We start from the raw sequence: 17,094 nt of genomic DNA on the forward strand, positions 1-17,094 counted from the left end.
AGGCGGCGGGCCGCTGTGGTGCCCAGCCGATAGTGTGGTCGCTCGTCCGAGACGCCCCGCTGCCCCCATCGGGCACAGGCGTCCCCCACAGTCCACCGAACCGGGGCCCGTACCTCGATGTCCGTGCACAGCCACACGGCAGCCCGGCAAGACCTCGCTGCCAGTCCTGAGTTCCCGCGTCACGTGGTGACCGCGGTCCTCGTCTCCCACGACGGCGCCCGCTGGCTGCCCGACGCGCTCGCCGGGCTGCTCGGCCAGGAGCGCCCCGTCCAGTTCGCCATGGGCGCCGACACCGGCAGCGCGGACGACTCCGCCCGGCTGGTCTCCGAGGCCCTCGGCGACGACCACGTGCTGCATCTCGCCCGGCGCACCGGCTTCGGCCAGGCGGTCGAGGAGTGCAACCGCAGCGCACCGCACCTCACACCGGACGACCTGCCGTACCTGAAGCGGCCGAGCGGCTGGGACCCGGTCACCCGCAGCTGGCGCGACGACGCGTACGACATGCCGGAACTCCCGCACGGCGAACCGGTGCAGTGGCTCTGGCTCCTGCACGACGACTGCGCCCCCGAACCCGACGCGCTGGCCCAGCTGCTGCGCGTCGTGGAGAACGAGTACGAACTCGGCCGCGACGACGTGGCCGTCGTCGGTCCCAAACTCCGCGGCTGGTACGACCGCAGGCAGCTCCTCGAGGTCGGCGTCTCCATCGCCAACTCCGGCCGCCGCTGGACCGGCCTGGACCGCCGCGAGCAGGACCAGGGCCAGCACGACCACGTACGGCCCGTGCTGTCGGTGTCCACCGCGGGCATGCTGGTCCGCCGCGACGTCTTCGACCGGCTCGGCGGATTCGACCGGCACCTGCCCCTCATGCGCGACGACGTCGACCTGTGCTGGCGCGCGCACTTGGCGGGACACCGGGTCCTGATCGCCCCCGAGGCCGTCGTCCGGCACGCCGAGGCCGCCTCCCGCGAGCGCCGGACCGTCGACTGCGTGGGCCGCACCGCCGCCTCCCCGCACAAGGTGGACAAGGCCGGCGCCGTCTACACCCTGCTCGTCAACGCCCGTACCGCCGTGCTGCCCTGGGTGCTGCTCCGTGTCGTCCTCGGCACCCTGCTGCGCACCCTCGCCTACCTCGTCGGCAAGGCGCCCGGGCAGGCCGTCGACGAGATCCGCGGCCTCATGGGCACCCTGCTGCGACCCGAACGGATCCTCGCCGGACGGCGCCACCGCGGCAGCCCGCAGACCGACAAGGGCGAACTGCGGCCACTGTTCCCGCCGCCCGGCGCGACCGTCCGCGTCACCGTGGAACAGGTCGCGAGCAACCTCGTCGGCCGCTCCGACCCCGAGGCCGCCTCCGGCGCGGGACGGCACGGCAGCGCCATCGAGTCCGGCCCCGGCGGCGACGACGCCGACTTCCTCGAGGTCGAGCAGTTCGCCCGCCTCAAGCGCATCGCGCGCAAGCCCGGCCCGGTGCTCTTCCTCGTCCTGCTGCTCGTCTCCCTGGCGGCCTGCCGCGGGCTCCTCGGCGGCGGCGCGCTCGCGGGCGGCGCCCTGCTCCCCGCGCCCGCCGACGCGGGCGACCTGTGGGCGCGCTACACCGACGCCTGGCACGCCGTGGGCGCCGGCGGCACCGGATCCGCACCGCCCTACCTGGCGGTCGTCGCGGCGTTCGCCTCGCTCCTCCTCGGCTCCACCGGCCTCGCCGTCACGATTCTCCTGGTCTTCTCGGTGCCGTTGGCCGGCTTCACCGCGTACCTCGCCTCCCGCCCGCTCGTCGAGTCCCGGCTGCTGCGCGCGTGGGCGGCCGTCGCCTACGCCTTCCTGCCCGCCGCGACCGGCGCCCTGGCCGGCGGCCGCATCGGCACCGCCGTACTCGCCGTGCTGCTGCCGCTCGTCGCGCGCGCGGGCATCGCCGCGAGCGGCCTCAGCAACCCCTCAGGTGTGCGCGGCAGTTGGCGCGCCACCTGGGCGTACGCGCTGCTGCTCACCATCACGACCGCGTTCACCCCGATCGTGTGGCCCGTCGCCCTGGTCCTCGGCGTCGGCGTACTGGCCCTGCGCAGAACCGACATCCCGGCCTACGGACTCCGCTTCCTCGCCCAGCTGGGCACGCCCCTGCTGGTCCTGGCCCCGTGGTCGCTCTCCCTGCTCCCGTTCGGCTTCTTCCGGGAGGCCGGCCTGGAGTACGGCCCCTCCGCCGCGTCCGCCCTCGACCTGCTCGGCGCGAGCCCGGGCGGCCCCGGCACCGGCGGCGGCCTGGTGCTGACCGGCCTGGTGCTCGCCGCCCTCGCCGCGCTGCTCCGCTCCGAACGCCGCACGGCGATCCTCACGGCGTGGACGGCCGCCCTCGTGGGCATCGTCTTCGCGGTCCTGTCCAACAACTCCACCTGGGCCGGCCCCGCCACCCTCGTCTACGGCATCGCCGTCCTGGCCGCCGCCACGCTCGGCGCGGACGGCGCGCGTTCGCGTGTCGCCGAGCAGAGCTTCGGCTGGCGCCAGCCGGTCGCCGCCCTGATCGCCCTCGCCTGCGCCGCCGGCCCGCTGGTCCTCGCCGCCGGCTGGATGATCCGCGGCGCCGACGGACCCGTGGAGCGGCGCGACCCCGTCCAGGTGCCCGCCTTCGTCGCCGAGGAGAGCGGCACCCGCGACCAGGCCCGCACCCTGGTCCTCGACAGCGACTCCACCGCCCGGGTCGGCTACGTGCTGGTCCGCGGCTCCGGCGCCCGCATGGGCGACGCCGAGATCGCCGCTGTGGACGGCGAGAACACCAGACTCGACAAGGTCGTCGCCAACCTCGTCGCCGGCTCCGGCGCCGACCAGGCCGACGAACTCGGCGGCTTCGCCGTCCGCTACGTCCTGGTCCACCAGGGAGCGCCGCGCGAGGTCACCCGCGTCCTGGACGCCACGCCCGGCCTCAGCCGGCTCAGCCAGCAGGCGGGCGGCGCGCTGTGGCGGGTCGACCGGCAGGTCGCCCGCGCGAGCATCGTCCCCGCCCGGGAGGGCGACGCGGAGCCACAACCCGTCGCAGCCGGTCCGGTCGAGATCCACACCAGGATCCCGAACGGCGCCGAGGGCCGCGTCCTGCGTCTCGCCGACGCCGCCGACGAGGGCTGGACCGCCACCCTGGACGGCAAGCCGCTGACCCGCACCACGGTCGACGGCTGGGCCCAGGGCTTCGAACTCCCCTCCTTCGGCGGCACGCTGGACGTCACCTACGAGGACCCGGTCACCCACACCGCGTGGCTGTGGGCCCAGGGCCTGCTCGCCGTGGTCCTCGTCGTCATGGCACTGCCCGGCCGCCGCCGCGACGTCGACGACGACCTGCCCGAGGAACCGTCCGTCCCCGCCGAGGCCCTGGCCGGCGAGGGCCGCCGGGCCCGCCGCCTGCGCGCCCAGGCGGAGGCGGAGGCCGCCCCGGAGGAAGCAGCCGCCGAAGGCGACGTCCCCGCCCCGCCGGAGCACCCCCCGGCTCCCGTCCCCCGGCAGCCCGACCACGGCGACTGGGACGCGACGCCCCCCACCGACAACGCCTACCCGGCCGACCAGTACCAGCAGTACCCCACGGACGCCTACGGCCGCCCGTACCAGCCGGACCCCTACCAGCAGCAGTACGACCCGTACGCGTACGGCACCCAGCAGCAGCCGTACGACCAGACGTACACCCAGGGCGGCTACGACCAGAACTACACGCAGGGCTACGACACTTCGTACGACCCCAACGGCACGGGCAGTGAGCGTCCCGACGGGAGCCAGCAGTGAACCGCACGACCCTGTCCCTGATCGCGGGCGCGACCGCCCTCGCCGCCGTCACCGGCTTCGCCGCCGTGTCCTCACCGGGCGCCACCGACGAGCCGGCCAGGGCGGCGGCCCACCTCCCCGTGGAACGCACGACCCTGCTGTGCCCCCAGCCCAGCACCTCCGACCTGGCCGAGACGACGTACACGTCGTTCACGCCGGTCACGGAGGGCACGGAGAACGAGGGCGGGGCCGAACTCCGCCCGGCCACGAAGAACCCCAAGTCCGGCGACAAGCCCGTACTGAAGCCCGGTGACCCCGGCAAACCGGTCACCGGGGACGCCTCCGGAGGCGAGGCCCCCGCCCTCGTCGGCACCGCGGAGGGCCGCTTCGCGCCCGGCTGGACCGTGCAGCAGACGACCGAGGTGGCCGCGGGCACCGGCCGCGGCCTGCAGGGCGTCACCTGCACGGCCGCCGACACCGAGTTCTGGTTCCCGGCCACGAGCACCGGCGCCGACCGAACCGACTACGTCCACCTGACCAACCCCGACGACTCGGCGGCGGTCGTGGACATCGAGCTCTACGGCAAGGACGGCGCCCTCAAGACGACCGTGGGGGAGGGCATCACGGTCCAGCCGCACTCCTCCGAGCCGGTCCTGCTGTCCACGCTCACGGACGAGAAGCAGACCGACGTGACCGTGCACGTGGTCGTCCGCAGCGGCCGGGTCGGCGCGGCCGTACAGGCCCTGGACGACAAGCTGGGCGGCGACTGGCTGCCCGCGTCGACCGACCCGTCGAACAGCCTGGTCCTGCCCGGCATCCCGAAGGACGCCACCGCCGTACGCCTGGTCGCCTTCACCCCCAACGACGCCGACGTCGACCTGAAGGTACGCCTCGCCTCCCCCTCCGGCCTGATCACCCCGGCCGGCAACGAGACGCTGCATCTGAAGGGCGGCACGACGGCGGCCGTCGACCTGGGCGACATCACACGCGGCGAGGCCGGCTCCCTGGTGCTGACCGCGCCGGACGGCTCCGTGCCGGTCGTGGCGGCGGTACGGGTGCTGCGCGGCAAGGGGGACGAGCAGGAGTCGGCGTTCATCCCGGCGGCACGACCGGTGGGCACGCGCGCGACGGCCGTGGACAACACCGCCAAGGGCACGACGCTCTCGGTGACCGCACCCGAGGCCACCGCCACGGTCAAGGTGACCGCCTCCGCGGGCACGGAGGGGGGTACGCCTTCGTCCAAGACGTACACGATCAAGTCCGGCACCACGCAGCACATCGAGGCGCCTTCCGGATCCAAGGGGACGTACGCGCTCACGCTCGAACCCGAGTCGGACACGCCGGTCTACGCGTCCCGCACACTCGCGACGACGACGGACGGCGTCCCGTTCTTCACCGTCCAGCCCCTCCCGGACGACCGGGGCACGGTGGCGGTACCGGAGGCGACGGAGGACCTGTCGGTCCTGCAGAAGTAGTGCCGCGCGCCGGGGATGCGCCACGCCCCCCGGCCCAGGGTGGTGGCGGCCCGCGGGAGCAGCAGCGCGTACGGCGCAGAGCGCGGCTGGCGGTGGGCGTGGGACAGCCGCGTACGGCGCGGAGGGGACGGGGCGGGGGTGTGCGCCCGCAGCGGCTGGTGCGAGTCAACGCCCCGCACCTCCACCGAGCGACCCGGTCGCGCCAGTCCGAGGACGTACACCCCCGACCCGGCCCCGACCCACCCACCGGCACCAGGCGCTACGCCCACCCCCACCGCACAGCCCGCTGCGCCGCAGGCATACGACCCGCGGCCAGCCCCCCGTCAGTCCTCCCCGTACCGGGGATCCACGGTCTCCGGCGTCAACCCCAGCAGGTCCGCCACCTGCTCGACCACGACCTCGTGCACAAGCGCCGCCCGCTCGTCACGCCCCTTCGTCCGGATCTCGACCGGCCGCCGGTAGATCACCACCCGCGCAGGCCGCCCCTCACGAGCGGTCACGGTCCCGCCCAGCGGCACCGCCTCGTCGCTCCACCCCGCTCCCGCCCCCGCTCCCGCCCCGTCCAGCCGCGGAACGTCCAGCACGAGGAAATCGATGTCGGCGAGCTGCGGCCACCGCCGCTCGAGCCGTTCCACCGAGTCCTGCACCAGATCCGCGAACGTCTCCGCGCGGCTGGCGGCGAGCGGCACCTGGGGTGGTGCGATCGGCCCGCGCATGCCCCGGCCGTGGCGATCACGGCGTCGGGGCACGGGGCCGGCGGGACGGGGAGTCACAGGGCTGTCCATCACAGCGAAGGGTAGTCGTCACGCGGCCGCCCCGCCCGATCCCCACACGCCTTCGCGCCGACCCGAGCGCCATGTCACAACATGACCATTCCGGCCAAGGTTGGGCTCGTTTCCGTATCCCTCCCGGACCGATGATCTCAAGGCATTTGACGGTGTTTGTGCCAACTGGTGACCGAAATCAGAACCGGCCATCTCCGCCCACCCGCGCGTAGAACCAGGTCAGCAAGGTAAGCCCAAAGGGGTATGTGGGGCGTTTCACACTACGACACGGTGGAGTGACCTGGTGGAGAGTCGTCGCGGCCCGCTCAAGAGTGCGGTACCGTCCAACATCGTGAGCCCTGTACGTCGCTGTTCGCGCACCGCCTGCGGCCGTCCCGCCGTCGCGACGCTGACGTACGTCTACGCCGACTCGACCGCGGTCCTCGGCCCCCTCGCCACCTACGCCGAACCCCACTGCTACGACCTGTGCGCCGAGCACTCCGAGCGCCTCACCGCACCGCGCGGCTGGGAGGTCGTCCGCCTCCTCGACGGCTCGGCCCCGGCCCAGCCCAGTGGTGACGACCTGGAAGCGCTGGCGAACGCGGTGCGCGAGGCGGCCCGCCCGCAGGAACGAGCGGCCGGAGCCGCCGGCGGTTCCCGCACGGCCGACCCCATGGAGGTCGCACGCCGCGGCCACCTGCGCGTCCTCCGCTCCCCGGACAACTAACCCCGTAGTACTCCCCAGTACTCCCCGGACACCAGCCCCCACCCGAGCCGTTCACCGGCCGGTCCGGACACCGGGGCGGGGCGTCACCCCCTACGGGTAGTTTGTGGTGACCGACAGGACTTCCGGAAGGGTTGGCCGTGGCTGTTGATCTGTCGCAGATCGTGAAGGCGTACGACGTGCGCGGGGTCGTCCCCGACCAGTGGGACGAGACGCTCGCCGAACTCCTCGGTGCCGCCTTCGCCCGGGTGACCGGCGCGACCGCCATCGTCACCGGTCATGACATGCGACCGTCGTCCCCCGGCCTGTCGGGCGCGTTCGCGCGCGGAGCGGCGGCCCAGGGCGTCGACGTGACCGAGATCGGCCTGTGCTCGACGGACCAGCTGTACTACGCCTCGGGCGCCCTGAACCTCCCGGGCGCGATGTTCACGGCCTCGCACAACCCGGCGCGCTACAACGGCATCAAGCTCTGCCGCGCGGGCGCGGCCCCGGTCGGCCAGGACACGGGCCTGACGGAGATCCGTGAACTCGTCGAGCGGTGGAGCGAGTCGGGCGCCCCCGAGCCGGCCGCCGGCGGACCCGGAACGATCACCCGGCGCGACACGCTGGACGACTACGCCACGCACCTGCGCTCGCTCGTCGACCTGACGTCCGTCCGCCCCCTGAAGGTCGTCGTCGACGCGGGCAACGGCATGGGCGGGCACACCGTGCCGACGGTCTTCGCCGGCCTGCCGCTCACCCTCGTCCCGATGTACTTCGAACTCGACGGCACCTTCCCCAACCACGAGGCCAACCCCCTCGACCCGGCCAACCTCGTCGACCTGCGGAAGCGGGTCCGTGAGGAGGGCGCCGACCTCGGCCTCGCCTTCGACGGCGACGCCGACCGCTGCTTCGTCGTCGACGAGCGCGGCGAACCGGTCTCCCCGTCGGCGATCACCGCCCTCGTGGCCTCCCGCGAGCTGGCGCGCAACGGCGGCAAGGGCACGATCATCCACAACCTGATCACGTCCTGGTCGGTCCCCGAGGTCGTGCGGGAGAACGGCGGCACGCCCGCCCGTACCCGCGTGGGCCACTCCTTCATCAAGGCCGAGATGGCCAGGAGCGGCGCGATCTTCGGCGGAGAGCACTCCGCCCACTACTACTTCCGCGACTTCTGGAACGCCGACACGGGCATGCTGGCCGCCCTGCACGTCCTCGCCGCCCTCGGCGGTCAGCAGGGCACCCTCTCCGCGCTGGTCGCCCAGTACGACCGCTACACCGGTTCCGGCGAGATCAACTCCACCGTGGACGACCAGGCGGCCCGCCTCGCCGCGATCAGAGCCGCGTACGAGGGCCGCGAGGGCATCACCCTGGACGAACTGGACGGCCTGACCGTCATCTCCACCGACTGGTGGTTCAACGTCCGCCCCTCCAACACGGAACCCCTCCTCCGCCTGAACGCGGAGGCCCGGGACGAGGCGACGATGACGAAGATCCGCGACGAGGCCCTGGCCCTCATCAGATCCTCCTGACCACGCCACCCACCGTCGCGCCACCCCGGCCGTCGCACCACCCACCGTCGCCCCATCTGCCAACCCCGCCGCCCACCCCTCCACCGGCGGTACCCTGACCAGCACATCCACCCAGCGAAGGGACCCCCATGCCACTCGAAGCCGGCCTCCTGGAGATCCTCGCCTGCCCGGCCTGCCACTCCCCCCTCAAGGAGCAGGACGCCGAGCTGATCTGCACCGGCCAGGACTGTGGCCTGGCCTACCCCGTCCGCGACGGCATCCCCGTCCTCCTCGTCGACGAAGCCCGCCGCCCCGCGTAACCGACGATCCGGCCCGCGTCCGCGCCCGCGGCCCGGTGCCCCGCGCACCGACGCCGCCCCGCCGATCGAAGATCGGAGCCTGCCGCCCATGCTCGACGAATCGCTTCTCGACTCACCGGAGGGCCTCGCCGAGGCCGACCGCCGCGCCCTGCTCCGCGGCGCCGCCGAAGCCGGCGCCCGCGTCCGCACCGCCGCGCGGCTCGCCGCCGAGGCCGGCGTCAACGCCCTCAAGCCCGACGGCCGCCCACGCGCGGTGCTGATCGCCGGCCCCGGCGCCGCCGCCACCCAGACCGCCGACCTCCTCGGCACGCTGGCCGGCGCGGGCAGTCCCGTCACCCGGCTCGCCCCCACCGGCGTCGCCCCCGCCGCGGGAGCCCTGCGCTGGGAACTGCCCGGCTGGGCCGGCTCCGTCGACCTGCTCCTCATCGCCACCCCGGACGGCACCGAACCGGGCCTGTCCCTGCTCGCCGAGCAGGCGTACCGCCGCGGCTGCACCGTCGTCGCCGTGGCCCCCGCCCGCACCCCGCTCGCCGAGACGGTGAACGGCTCCGTCGGCATGTTCGTCCCCATGGCCACCGCCCCCTACGACCAGGACGAACCCCTCGCCGCCTCCGCCCCCGGCGTCCTGTGGGCGCTGCTCACCCCGCTGCTCGCCCTCCTGGACCGCGCGGGCCTGCTCACCGCCCCGCCGGACGCCCTGGAGAAGGTCGCCGACCGTCTCGACGGCATCGCCGAACGCTGCGGACCCGCCATCGCGACCTACAGCAACCCCGCCAAGACCCTGGCCGCCGAACTCGCCGACGCGCTGCCCGTCGTATGGACCGAGGGGGTCTCGGCAGGCCCGGCGGGCCGCCGTTTCGCCGCCGCCCTCGCCGAACTCTCCGGCACCCCCGCCGTCGTCGCCGAACTGCCTGAGGCGCTCGCCGCGCACAGCGCGCTGCTCGCCGGCCCGCTCGCCGCCAGCGCGGACCCGGAGGACTTCTTCCGTGACCGGGTCGAGGAGGCGCCCGCCCTGCACGCGCGTGTGGTGCTGCTCCGCGACCGCCCCATCGGCGGCCTCACCGCCGCCCCCGCCGCCCGTGAACTGGCGCTCTCCCACGACACCCCGATCAGCGAGCTGGAACCGGAGGAGGGCGGGGAACTGGAGACCCTCGCGGAACTGATCGCCGTCACGGATTTCGCCGCCGTTTACCTGGCGCTCGCCTCGGGGGCCTGATCATGCCCGGGTACCGCTGAACGTCCCTCCGCGCAGCCGCACGACACCGCGCGCCCGCACGAGAACCGGCAGAAGGAACGCAGAGAACCCCATGGACCGCCTCGACAACACCATCCGCCCCTACGCCTGGGGTTCCACCACCGCCATCCCGCGGCTGCTCGGTACCGAACCGACCGGCGAGCCGCAGGCGGAGATGTGGATGGGCGCCCATCCCGGCGCACCCTCGCGCACCGGGCGGGGCACCCTCGTCGAGGTCATCGACACCGACCCGGAGCGGGAACTCGGCCCGGACTCGGTGGCCAGGTTCGGCCCCCGTCTGCCCTTCCTCCTCAAACTCCTCGCCGCCGGCGCCCCCCTCTCCCTGCAGGTCCACCCCGACCTGGCACAGGCGAAGGAGGGCTACGCGGACGAGGAGAGCCGGGGCGTCCCCGTGACCGCCCCGCACCGCAACTACAAGGACGCCAACCACAAGCCCGAACTGGTCTGCGCCCTCACGGAGTTCGACGGCCTGTGCGGCTTCCGCGACCCGCTGCGCACCGCCGAGCTGCTCGACGGCCTCGCCGTGGACTCCCTCAAGCCGTACGTCGACCTGCTGCACGCCCACCCGGAAGAGGCGGCCCTGCGCGAGGTCCTCACCGCGATCCTCACCGCCGACCCCGAGGAGATGGCCCGCACCGTCACCGAGACGGCCGCCGCCTGCGACCGGCTCGGCGGTGACTACGCCCCGTACGCCGACATCGCCCACCACTACCCGGGCGACCCCGGCGTCATCGCCGCGCTGCTCCTCAACCACGTCCGGCTCCAGCCCGGCGAGGCCCTCTTCCTCGGCGCCGGCGTCCCGCACGCCTACCTGAACGGCCTCGGCGTCGAGATCATGGCCAACTCCGACAACGTCCTGCGCTGCGGCCTGACCCCCAAGCATGTCGACGTCCCCGAACTCCTGCGCATCGTCCGCTTCGAGGCCGGCGACCCCGGTGTGCTGCGCCCGGAGGCCGGCCCGGACGGCGAGGAGGTCTACGAGACCCCCATCGACGAGTTCCGCCTCTCCCGCTACGTCCTCCCCGAGGGCGGCGCGACCCACGACCTCACCCTCACCACCCCGCAGATCCTGCTCTGCACCGCCGGCTCCGTCCGGGCGGGCGAGCACGCACTGGACCCTGGCCGCTCCGTCTTCGTCCCGGCCGGTGAGCAAGCCGAAGTATCGGGTACCGGAACGCTGTTCAGGGCCACGGTCGTCGCCTGATCACGCCGTGACGGCGACCCGACACGCCGTCGCCGGACGGGGCTGCAACAATGTCCCACCGTCATAGGACGGGCAGCCCCCCGGGCGGCGTACGCACACGTGCCCGGACTCCACACGGCGTACGAAGGGACAACGCGAACACATGAGCGCGTCAGGCGGCACCAAGGCGATCGTGGCGGCACTCGCCGCCAACCTCGCGATCGCGGTAGCGAAGTTCGTGGCGTTCCTCTTCAGCGGCTCCTCGTCGATGCTCGCCGAGTCGGTTCACTCGCTCGCCGACTCCGGCAACCAGGCCCTGCTCCTGGTCGGCGGCAAGAGGGCCCGGCGCCAGGCCACCCCGCAGCACCCCTTCGGCTACGGCCGCGAGCGCTACATCTACGCCTTCCTCGTCTCCATCGTGCTCTTCTCCGTCGGTGGCATGTTCGCCCTCTACGAGGGCTACGAGAAGATCAAGCACCCGCACGAGCTGACGAACTGGTACTGGCCGGTCGGCGTCCTCGTCTTCGCGATCATCGCCGAGACCTTCTCCTTCCGCACCGCCATCAAGGAGTCCAACCTCCTGCGCGGCCAGCGCTCCTGGAAGGAGTTCGTCCGCCACTCCAAGGCGCCCGAGCTGCCGGTCGTCCTCCTGGAGGACCTCGGCGCGCTCGTCGGCCTGATCCTCGCCCTCGGCGGTGTCGGCATGGCCCTGGCCACCGGCGACAGCGTCTGGGACGGCATCGGCACCCTGTGCATCGGTGTCCTGCTCATCCTGATCGCCCTGGTCCTCGCCGTCGAGACGAAGTCGCTGCTGCTGGGTGAGGCCGCGGGCGCCGAGGAGACCCGGAAGATCGAGGCCGCCGTCGTCGACGGTGACACCGTCACCCGCATCATCCACATGCGCACCCTCCACATCGGTCCGGAGGAACTGCTGGTCGCCGCGAAGATCGCCGTCCGGCACGACGACACCGCCGCCGAGATCGCCTCCGCCATCGACGCCGCCGAGTCCCGCATCCGCGAGGCCGTCCCGATCGCCCGCGTGATCTACCTCGAGCCCGACGTCTACAGCGAGACCGAAGCCGCCAAGGGCCCCGACCCCCTGGCCACCCCCGGCGGTCCCGCACCGCACGGCACCGAGCACTAGGCGCACCGATCACGCGCCGCGCGGAGCGCCCGCGCGGGACGAGGCCCGCCGGCCCCCAATTCGGCCTGATGTGTACGCGGCCGGACTGGGGGTCGCCGGGCCTCGCGGTGTAGCTTGGGACGGAGCCAGACGTCGCTGCTGATGGCGGTCGGGCGGTCCCACCGGGGACCGGCCGAGGGAGAGAGGGCCTCCGACGGACTGCGCTGCGCGCACGCGGGCATGCCTGTGTCCTCTTCGGGCACCCCTGTGTCCGCCGCCGCGCAGACCAGCCGTACCCACCTCGACCCACACCCCGAGGAGCAGCTCGCAATGACGACTGTCGACAACCGACAGGACTTCAAGGTCGCCGACCTCTCCCTGGCCGAGTTCGGCCGCAAGGAGATCACCCTCGCCGAGCACGAGATGCCCGGCCTGATGGCGATCCGCAAGGAGTACGCCGAGGCCCAGCCCCTGGCCGGCGCCCGGGTCACCGGCTCCCTGCACATGACCGTGCAGACCGCCGTGCTCATCGAGACCCTGGTCGCCCTCGGCGCCCGGGTCCGCTGGGCGTCCTGCAACATCTTCTCCACCCAGGACCACGCCGCGGCCGCCATCGCCGTCGGCCCGGACGGCACGCCCGACAACCCGCAGGGCGTCCCGGTCTTCGCCTGGAAGGGCGAGACCCTCGAGGAGTACTGGTGGTGCACCGAGCAGGCGCTGACCTGGCCGGACAGCCCCACCGGCGGCCCCAACATGATCCTCGACGACGGCGGTGACGCCACCCTCCTCGTCCACAAGGGCGTCGAGTACGAGAAGGACGGCAAGGCCCCCTCGCCCGACACCGCCGAGTCCGACGAGCACCGCGTCATCCTCGAACTGCTCAACCGCACCCTGGGCGAGAACCCGCAGAAGTGGACCCAGCTCTCCTCCGAGATCCGCGGTGTCACCGAGGAGACCACGACCGGCGTCCACCGCCTGTACGAGATGCAGCGCGACGGCATCCTCCTGTTCCCGGCGATCAACGTCAACGACGCCGTCACCAAGTCGAAGTTCGACAACAAGTACGGCTGCCGCCACTCGCTGATCGACGGCATCAACCGCGCCACCGACACCCTGATCGGCGGCAAGACCGCCGTCGTGTGCGGCTACGGTGACGTGGGCAAGGGCTGCGCGGAGTCCCTGCGCGGCCAGGGCGCCCGCGTGATCATCACCGAGATCGACCCCATCTGCGCCCTGCAGGCCGCGATGGACGGCTACCAGGTGACCACGCTCGACGAGGTCGTCGGCCAGGCCGACATCTTCGTCACCACGACCGGCAACAAGGACATCATCATGGCCTCGGACATGGCCAAGATGAAGCACCAGGCGATCGTGGGCAACATCGGCCACTTCGACAACGAGATCGACATGGCCGGCCTCGCCCAGGTACCGGGCATCGTCAAGGACGAGATCAAGCCGCAGGTCCACACCTGGACCTTCCCGGACGGCAAGAAGATCATCGTGCTGTCCGAGGGCCGCCTGCTGAACCTGGGCAACGCCACCGGCCACCCGTCGTTCGTGATGTCCAACTCCTTCGCGGACCAGACCCTGGCCCAGATCGAGCTGTTCACCAAGCCCGACGAGTACCCGACCGGTGTCTACGTGCTGCCCAAGCACCTCGACGAGAAGGTCGCCCGCCTGCACCTCGACGCGCTCGGCGTGAAGCTGACCACCCTCCGCCCCGAGCAGGCCGAGTACATCGGCGTGAAGGTCGAGGGCCCGTACAAGTCGGACCACTACCGCTACTGAGCCCACGGTCCCACCGCGGGGAGCACGTCCGTGCCCGGACGCGCTCCCCGGCGGCAGGTCCTCCGAGGCAGGCCCCCGCACCCCCGTGCCGGGGGCCTGCCCCGTTGGCGGACCGGCGACCGGCCCAGCTCGTCACGACCCAGGACCCCCATGCCCCGCGGCCGCTATTCGCTCCACGATCCGCACGATCACACCCCCCTCGCGGAAGAGCACTTCCAGTGCGCCCCCGGCCCCTCCGGCTGGCGCTACGTCTCCCAGCTCACCGCCCCTTCCGGCGATCACCTGGGCTCGGTCGACCTCGCCCTCGACGAACTCGGCCGCCCCATCCGTCTCGAACTGCACGCCGCGAGCTGGCAGGTCCGCGGCGCCGCTCTCGACGGCGTCACCTGGGTCCGCACCGACCCCACCGGAACCCATGCCACCGAAGGAAATGTGCGCGCCCACGCCTTCACCGGCTCGTCGCCCGCCTTCCTCGTCGCCACCGCCCGTCTCCTGCGCCTCACCCCCTCCACAACGGCCACCCGCGTACGCCTCGTCGCCTTCACGGACCCGGTCCTCGCCCCCCGCACCCTGGACCAGTCCTGGGCGCTGGTGGAAAGAGAAGCACACGCCACTGACAACGGCCCCCTGACCGTGGACGAATACCAGGTCACAGCCCTGGACACGGGCGAACAGCACGCCGTGCACCTCGCCGGCGACGTGGTCCTCGCGGCCCCCGGAATCGAGCTCGAAGACCTCGAATCACCACCGTCGGCCTTCGACTGACCAACCGTCCCGAACCCGCCTACGCCGGCGGTACGAACCCCGTCGACGGCCGGTCGGCCGACGCCGCCCCGCCCCGCGGAGCGGTACCCGGATGCGCCGGCGGAACGGACGGCGCTACGACCGGCGGCACGGCCGCGGAAGGACGCACGGGCGGGGCGTCGCCACCCGCGACACCCGCCGCACCGACCTGCCCCCCACCCGCGACGGCCCCGCCGAACGCCCGCCGGGCCTCCCGGGCCTGCCGTTCCTGCACCACCGCCGCCAGATACGCCGCGGGCGGCACCCCCGGCGGCACCGGCGCCCCCGTACGGTCCGCCAGGTCCGAGGCCAGCCGCTCGGCCATCGACCAGCCGACCTGCGGATCCAGCTGCCGCATCCGGGTCAGGTACTGACGGACGGCGAGCCACAGACCATCGGGCACCGCCGACAGATCGAGTCCCGAGAAACGTCCCGCCAGCCACGGAGGAGGCGGCGGCACGAAGTCCGTCCTCCCGGCCGGCACCCGCTCCCGTACGACCAGGGTCCCGGCGAACACGTCCCCGAGCCGCCGACCACGCGCCGAGACCAGCGAGGCGACGCAGGCCACGACACCGAACGTCATCAGGATCTCGATCACACCGATCAGGCCCCGCACCAGCGCATGCCGGAACCGGATCGGACCGCCGTCGTCCCGCACCACCCGCAGCCCGCACGCCATCTTCCCGAGCGACCGTCCATGGCTGAGCGTCTCGACCACGATCGGCCCGCCCACCAGCACGAGGACGAACACCGCGATCGATATCGCCGTCTGCGCCGCCCGGTCCAACGAGGCCGTCGCGGCCACGAGACCAATGGTCACCGCCACGTACACGGCAATGGCCACCGCCAGATCGAGCAGCACGGCCAGCGCCCTGCTGGGCAGCCTCGCGGGGCGCAGCTCCAGCGCCACCGCCTCGCCCGTCACCAGCTCACTCACGCCCGCCGCCCTTCCCTGGCCTGCCCCGAACACCGCCAGTCTGCCAAGCTGATGACCCGACCGCCGACGAACAGCCGGGGAGCAGGCACACCGATGGACCTCGACGTCTTCGTCTCCGCCCACCGCGCGGAGTGGGACCGCCTCGACGCCCTGCTGCGGCGCCAGCGCCGCCTCACCGGCGCGGAGACCGACGAACTCGTCGTCCTCTACCAGCGCACCGCCACCCACCTCTCCCTGATCCAGTCGGCCGCTCCCGATCCGCAGCTGACCGGCAGGCTCAGCCAACTCGTGGCACGCGCGCGCAGCGCCGTGACCGGCGCCCGCCGAGCGTCCTGGCGGGACGTCACGCACTTCCTGACCCACAGCTTCCCGGCCGCCGTCTACAGGTCGCGCCACTGGTGGGTACCCACGGCCCTGCTCTCCACAGCCGTGGCGGCCCTGCTCGGCTGGTGGGTCGGCACCCACCCCGAAGTACAGGCGTCCATCGCCGCCCCCAGCGAGCTGCGCGAGCTCACCCGCCCCGGCGGCCAGTACGAGACGTACTACTCGAGCAACCCCGCGGCCTCCTTCGCCGCACAGGTGTGGACGAACAACGCCTGGGCCGCGGCCCTCTGCCTGATCCTGGGTGTCTTCCTCGGCCTGCCGGTCATCTGGATCCTCTTCCAGAACATGCTCAACCTCGGCATCGGCTTCGGCCTGATGTCCTCGGCCGGCCGCCTCGACACCTTCCTCGGCCTGGTCCTGCCGCACGGTCTGCTGGAACTCACCGCGGTCTTCGTCGCCGCGGGAACCGGACTCCGCCTCGGCTGGACCGTCATCGACCCGGGCCCCCGCACCCGGCGCACGGCCCTGGCGGAGGAGGGCCGCGCAGCCCTGGCCATGGCGATCGGCCTGGCCCTGGTCCTCTTCGTGTCGGGCGCCATCGAAGGCTTCGTCACTCCGTCGGGCCTGCCCACCTGGGCGCGCATCACCATCGGGGTCATCGCCGAGCTGGTCTTCCTGGCCTACGTCTATCTGGTGGGGGGACGTGCCGCGCGGGCCGGCGCCACGGGCGACCTCGAGGCGTCCGAGCGCAGCGCCGACGTGCCCACGGCCGCCTGATGTGCGTACGGACCCGTGGAGCTGCTAGTCTCCTCTTCGCCCCACAGGAGCCGTTGACACGGAGCGTGTGGGGAGGTAGATTTGAACAGTTGCCTGGAGACGGGGTCTGACCCGGAGGGCGACAGTGAACATCTAGCCGCTTCTCGACGAGACGATGATTTCGCGGAAGCACCTCCCGATGAATCGGAAAACGAGGGCCGGTCAATCCGCCCCGAAACTTCTGATAAAGTCGGATCCGCCGGAAAGGGAAACGCGAAAGCGTGAACCTGGAAAGCACCGAGGAAATCGGATCGAAAAGATCTGATAGAGTCGGAAACACCGAAGGGAAGCGCCCGGAGGAAAGCCCGAGAGGGTGAGTACGAAGGAAGCGTCCGTTCCTTGAGAACTCAACAGCGTGCCAAAAGTCAACGCCAGAT

The 17,094-nt window shown here is 72.7% G+C and carries 13 protein-coding genes; 11 read left to right on the top strand and 2 right to left on the bottom strand.

Annotation, left to right across the window (positions count from 1 at the left end; all coding sequences use genetic code 11):
- The first annotated feature begins 117 nt into the window (after nucleotides 1-117).
- Both F1615_RS12175 and F1615_RS12180 read left to right on the top strand, forming a co-directional pair.
- Nucleotides 118-3,756, top strand: coding sequence for a glycosyltransferase family 2 protein (locus F1615_RS12175; RefSeq protein WP_149548923.1), 3,639 nt, complete (start codon nucleotides 118-120; stop codon nucleotides 3,754-3,756).
- Nucleotides 3,753-5,210 (top strand): DUF5719 family protein, encoded by a 1,458-nt coding sequence (locus F1615_RS12180; protein WP_149548924.1) that lies wholly within the window; start codon nucleotides 3,753-3,755, stop codon nucleotides 5,208-5,210. The genes F1615_RS12175 and F1615_RS12180 overlap by 4 nt, the downstream gene beginning before the upstream one ends.
- Nucleotides 5,211-5,533: 323 nt before the next feature.
- On the opposite strand, the gene F1615_RS12185 is transcribed toward F1615_RS12180, so the two are convergent.
- Nucleotides 5,534-5,995 carry a metallopeptidase family protein gene (locus tag F1615_RS12185; protein WP_149548925.1) on the bottom strand — a complete coding sequence of 154 codons (462 nt, stop codon included), beginning with the start codon at nucleotides 5,993-5,995 and terminating at the stop codon, nucleotides 5,534-5,536.
- A gap of 283 nt (nucleotides 5,996-6,278) precedes the next feature.
- On the opposite strand from F1615_RS12185, the gene F1615_RS12190 reads away from it, so the two are divergent.
- From F1615_RS12190 to F1615_RS12225, 8 genes are all read left to right on the top strand, one after another.
- Nucleotides 6,279-6,701 (top strand): DUF3499 domain-containing protein, encoded by a 423-nt coding sequence (locus tag F1615_RS12190; protein WP_037940096.1) that lies wholly within the window; start codon nucleotides 6,279-6,281, stop codon nucleotides 6,699-6,701.
- Nucleotides 6,702-6,838: 137 nt separating this feature from the next.
- Nucleotides 6,839-8,209, top strand: coding sequence for a phosphomannomutase/phosphoglucomutase (locus F1615_RS12195; RefSeq protein WP_149548926.1), 1,371 nt, complete (start codon nucleotides 6,839-6,841; stop codon nucleotides 8,207-8,209).
- Nucleotides 8,210-8,337: 128 nt separating this feature from the next.
- Nucleotides 8,338-8,508 (top strand): Trm112 family protein, encoded by a 171-nt coding sequence (locus tag F1615_RS12200; RefSeq protein WP_149548927.1) that lies wholly within the window; start codon nucleotides 8,338-8,340, stop codon nucleotides 8,506-8,508.
- An 88-nt stretch (nucleotides 8,509-8,596) separates the two neighbouring features.
- Nucleotides 8,597-9,724: an SIS domain-containing protein gene (locus tag F1615_RS12205; protein WP_149548928.1), complete on the top strand. Its 1,128-nt coding sequence runs from the start codon at nucleotides 8,597-8,599 to the stop codon at nucleotides 9,722-9,724.
- 91 nt (nucleotides 9,725-9,815) lie between these two features.
- Nucleotides 9,816-10,967, top strand: coding sequence for a mannose-6-phosphate isomerase, class I (manA, locus tag F1615_RS12210; protein WP_149548929.1), 1,152 nt, complete (start codon nucleotides 9,816-9,818; stop codon nucleotides 10,965-10,967).
- Between the two features lie 142 nt (nucleotides 10,968-11,109).
- Nucleotides 11,110-12,090: a cation diffusion facilitator family transporter gene (locus tag F1615_RS12215; protein WP_149548930.1), complete on the top strand. Its 981-nt coding sequence runs from the start codon at nucleotides 11,110-11,112 to the stop codon at nucleotides 12,088-12,090.
- 309 nt (nucleotides 12,091-12,399) lie between these two features.
- Complete coding sequence (ahcY, locus tag F1615_RS12220) at nucleotides 12,400-13,857, top strand: adenosylhomocysteinase (protein ID WP_149548931.1); 1,458 nt, start codon at nucleotides 12,400-12,402, stop codon at nucleotides 13,855-13,857.
- 150 nt (nucleotides 13,858-14,007) lie between these two features.
- On the top strand, nucleotides 14,008-14,622 hold the full coding sequence (locus F1615_RS12225; RefSeq protein WP_149548932.1) for a hypothetical protein: 615 nt from the start codon (nucleotides 14,008-14,010) through the stop codon (nucleotides 14,620-14,622).
- Nucleotides 14,623-14,641: 19 nt separating this feature from the next.
- Here the strand turns inward: F1615_RS12225 and F1615_RS12230 are convergent, their stop codons facing one another.
- Nucleotides 14,642-15,577, bottom strand: a complete 936-nt coding sequence (locus F1615_RS12230; protein WP_149548933.1) for an RDD family protein — start codon at nucleotides 15,575-15,577, stop codon at nucleotides 14,642-14,644.
- A 93-nt stretch (nucleotides 15,578-15,670) separates the two neighbouring features.
- On the opposite strand from F1615_RS12230, the gene F1615_RS12235 reads away from it, so the two are divergent.
- A complete protein-coding gene (locus tag F1615_RS12235) occupies nucleotides 15,671-16,678 on the top strand; it encodes a stage II sporulation protein M (protein ID WP_149548934.1) in 1,008 nt (335 codons plus the stop codon).
- Nucleotides 16,679-17,094: the final 416 nt, after the last annotated feature.

Origin of the sequence: Streptomyces marokkonensis (assembly GCF_008312835.1) — a bacterium.
Lineage (GTDB): Bacteria > Actinomycetota > Actinomycetes > Streptomycetales > Streptomycetaceae > Streptomyces > Streptomyces marokkonensis_A.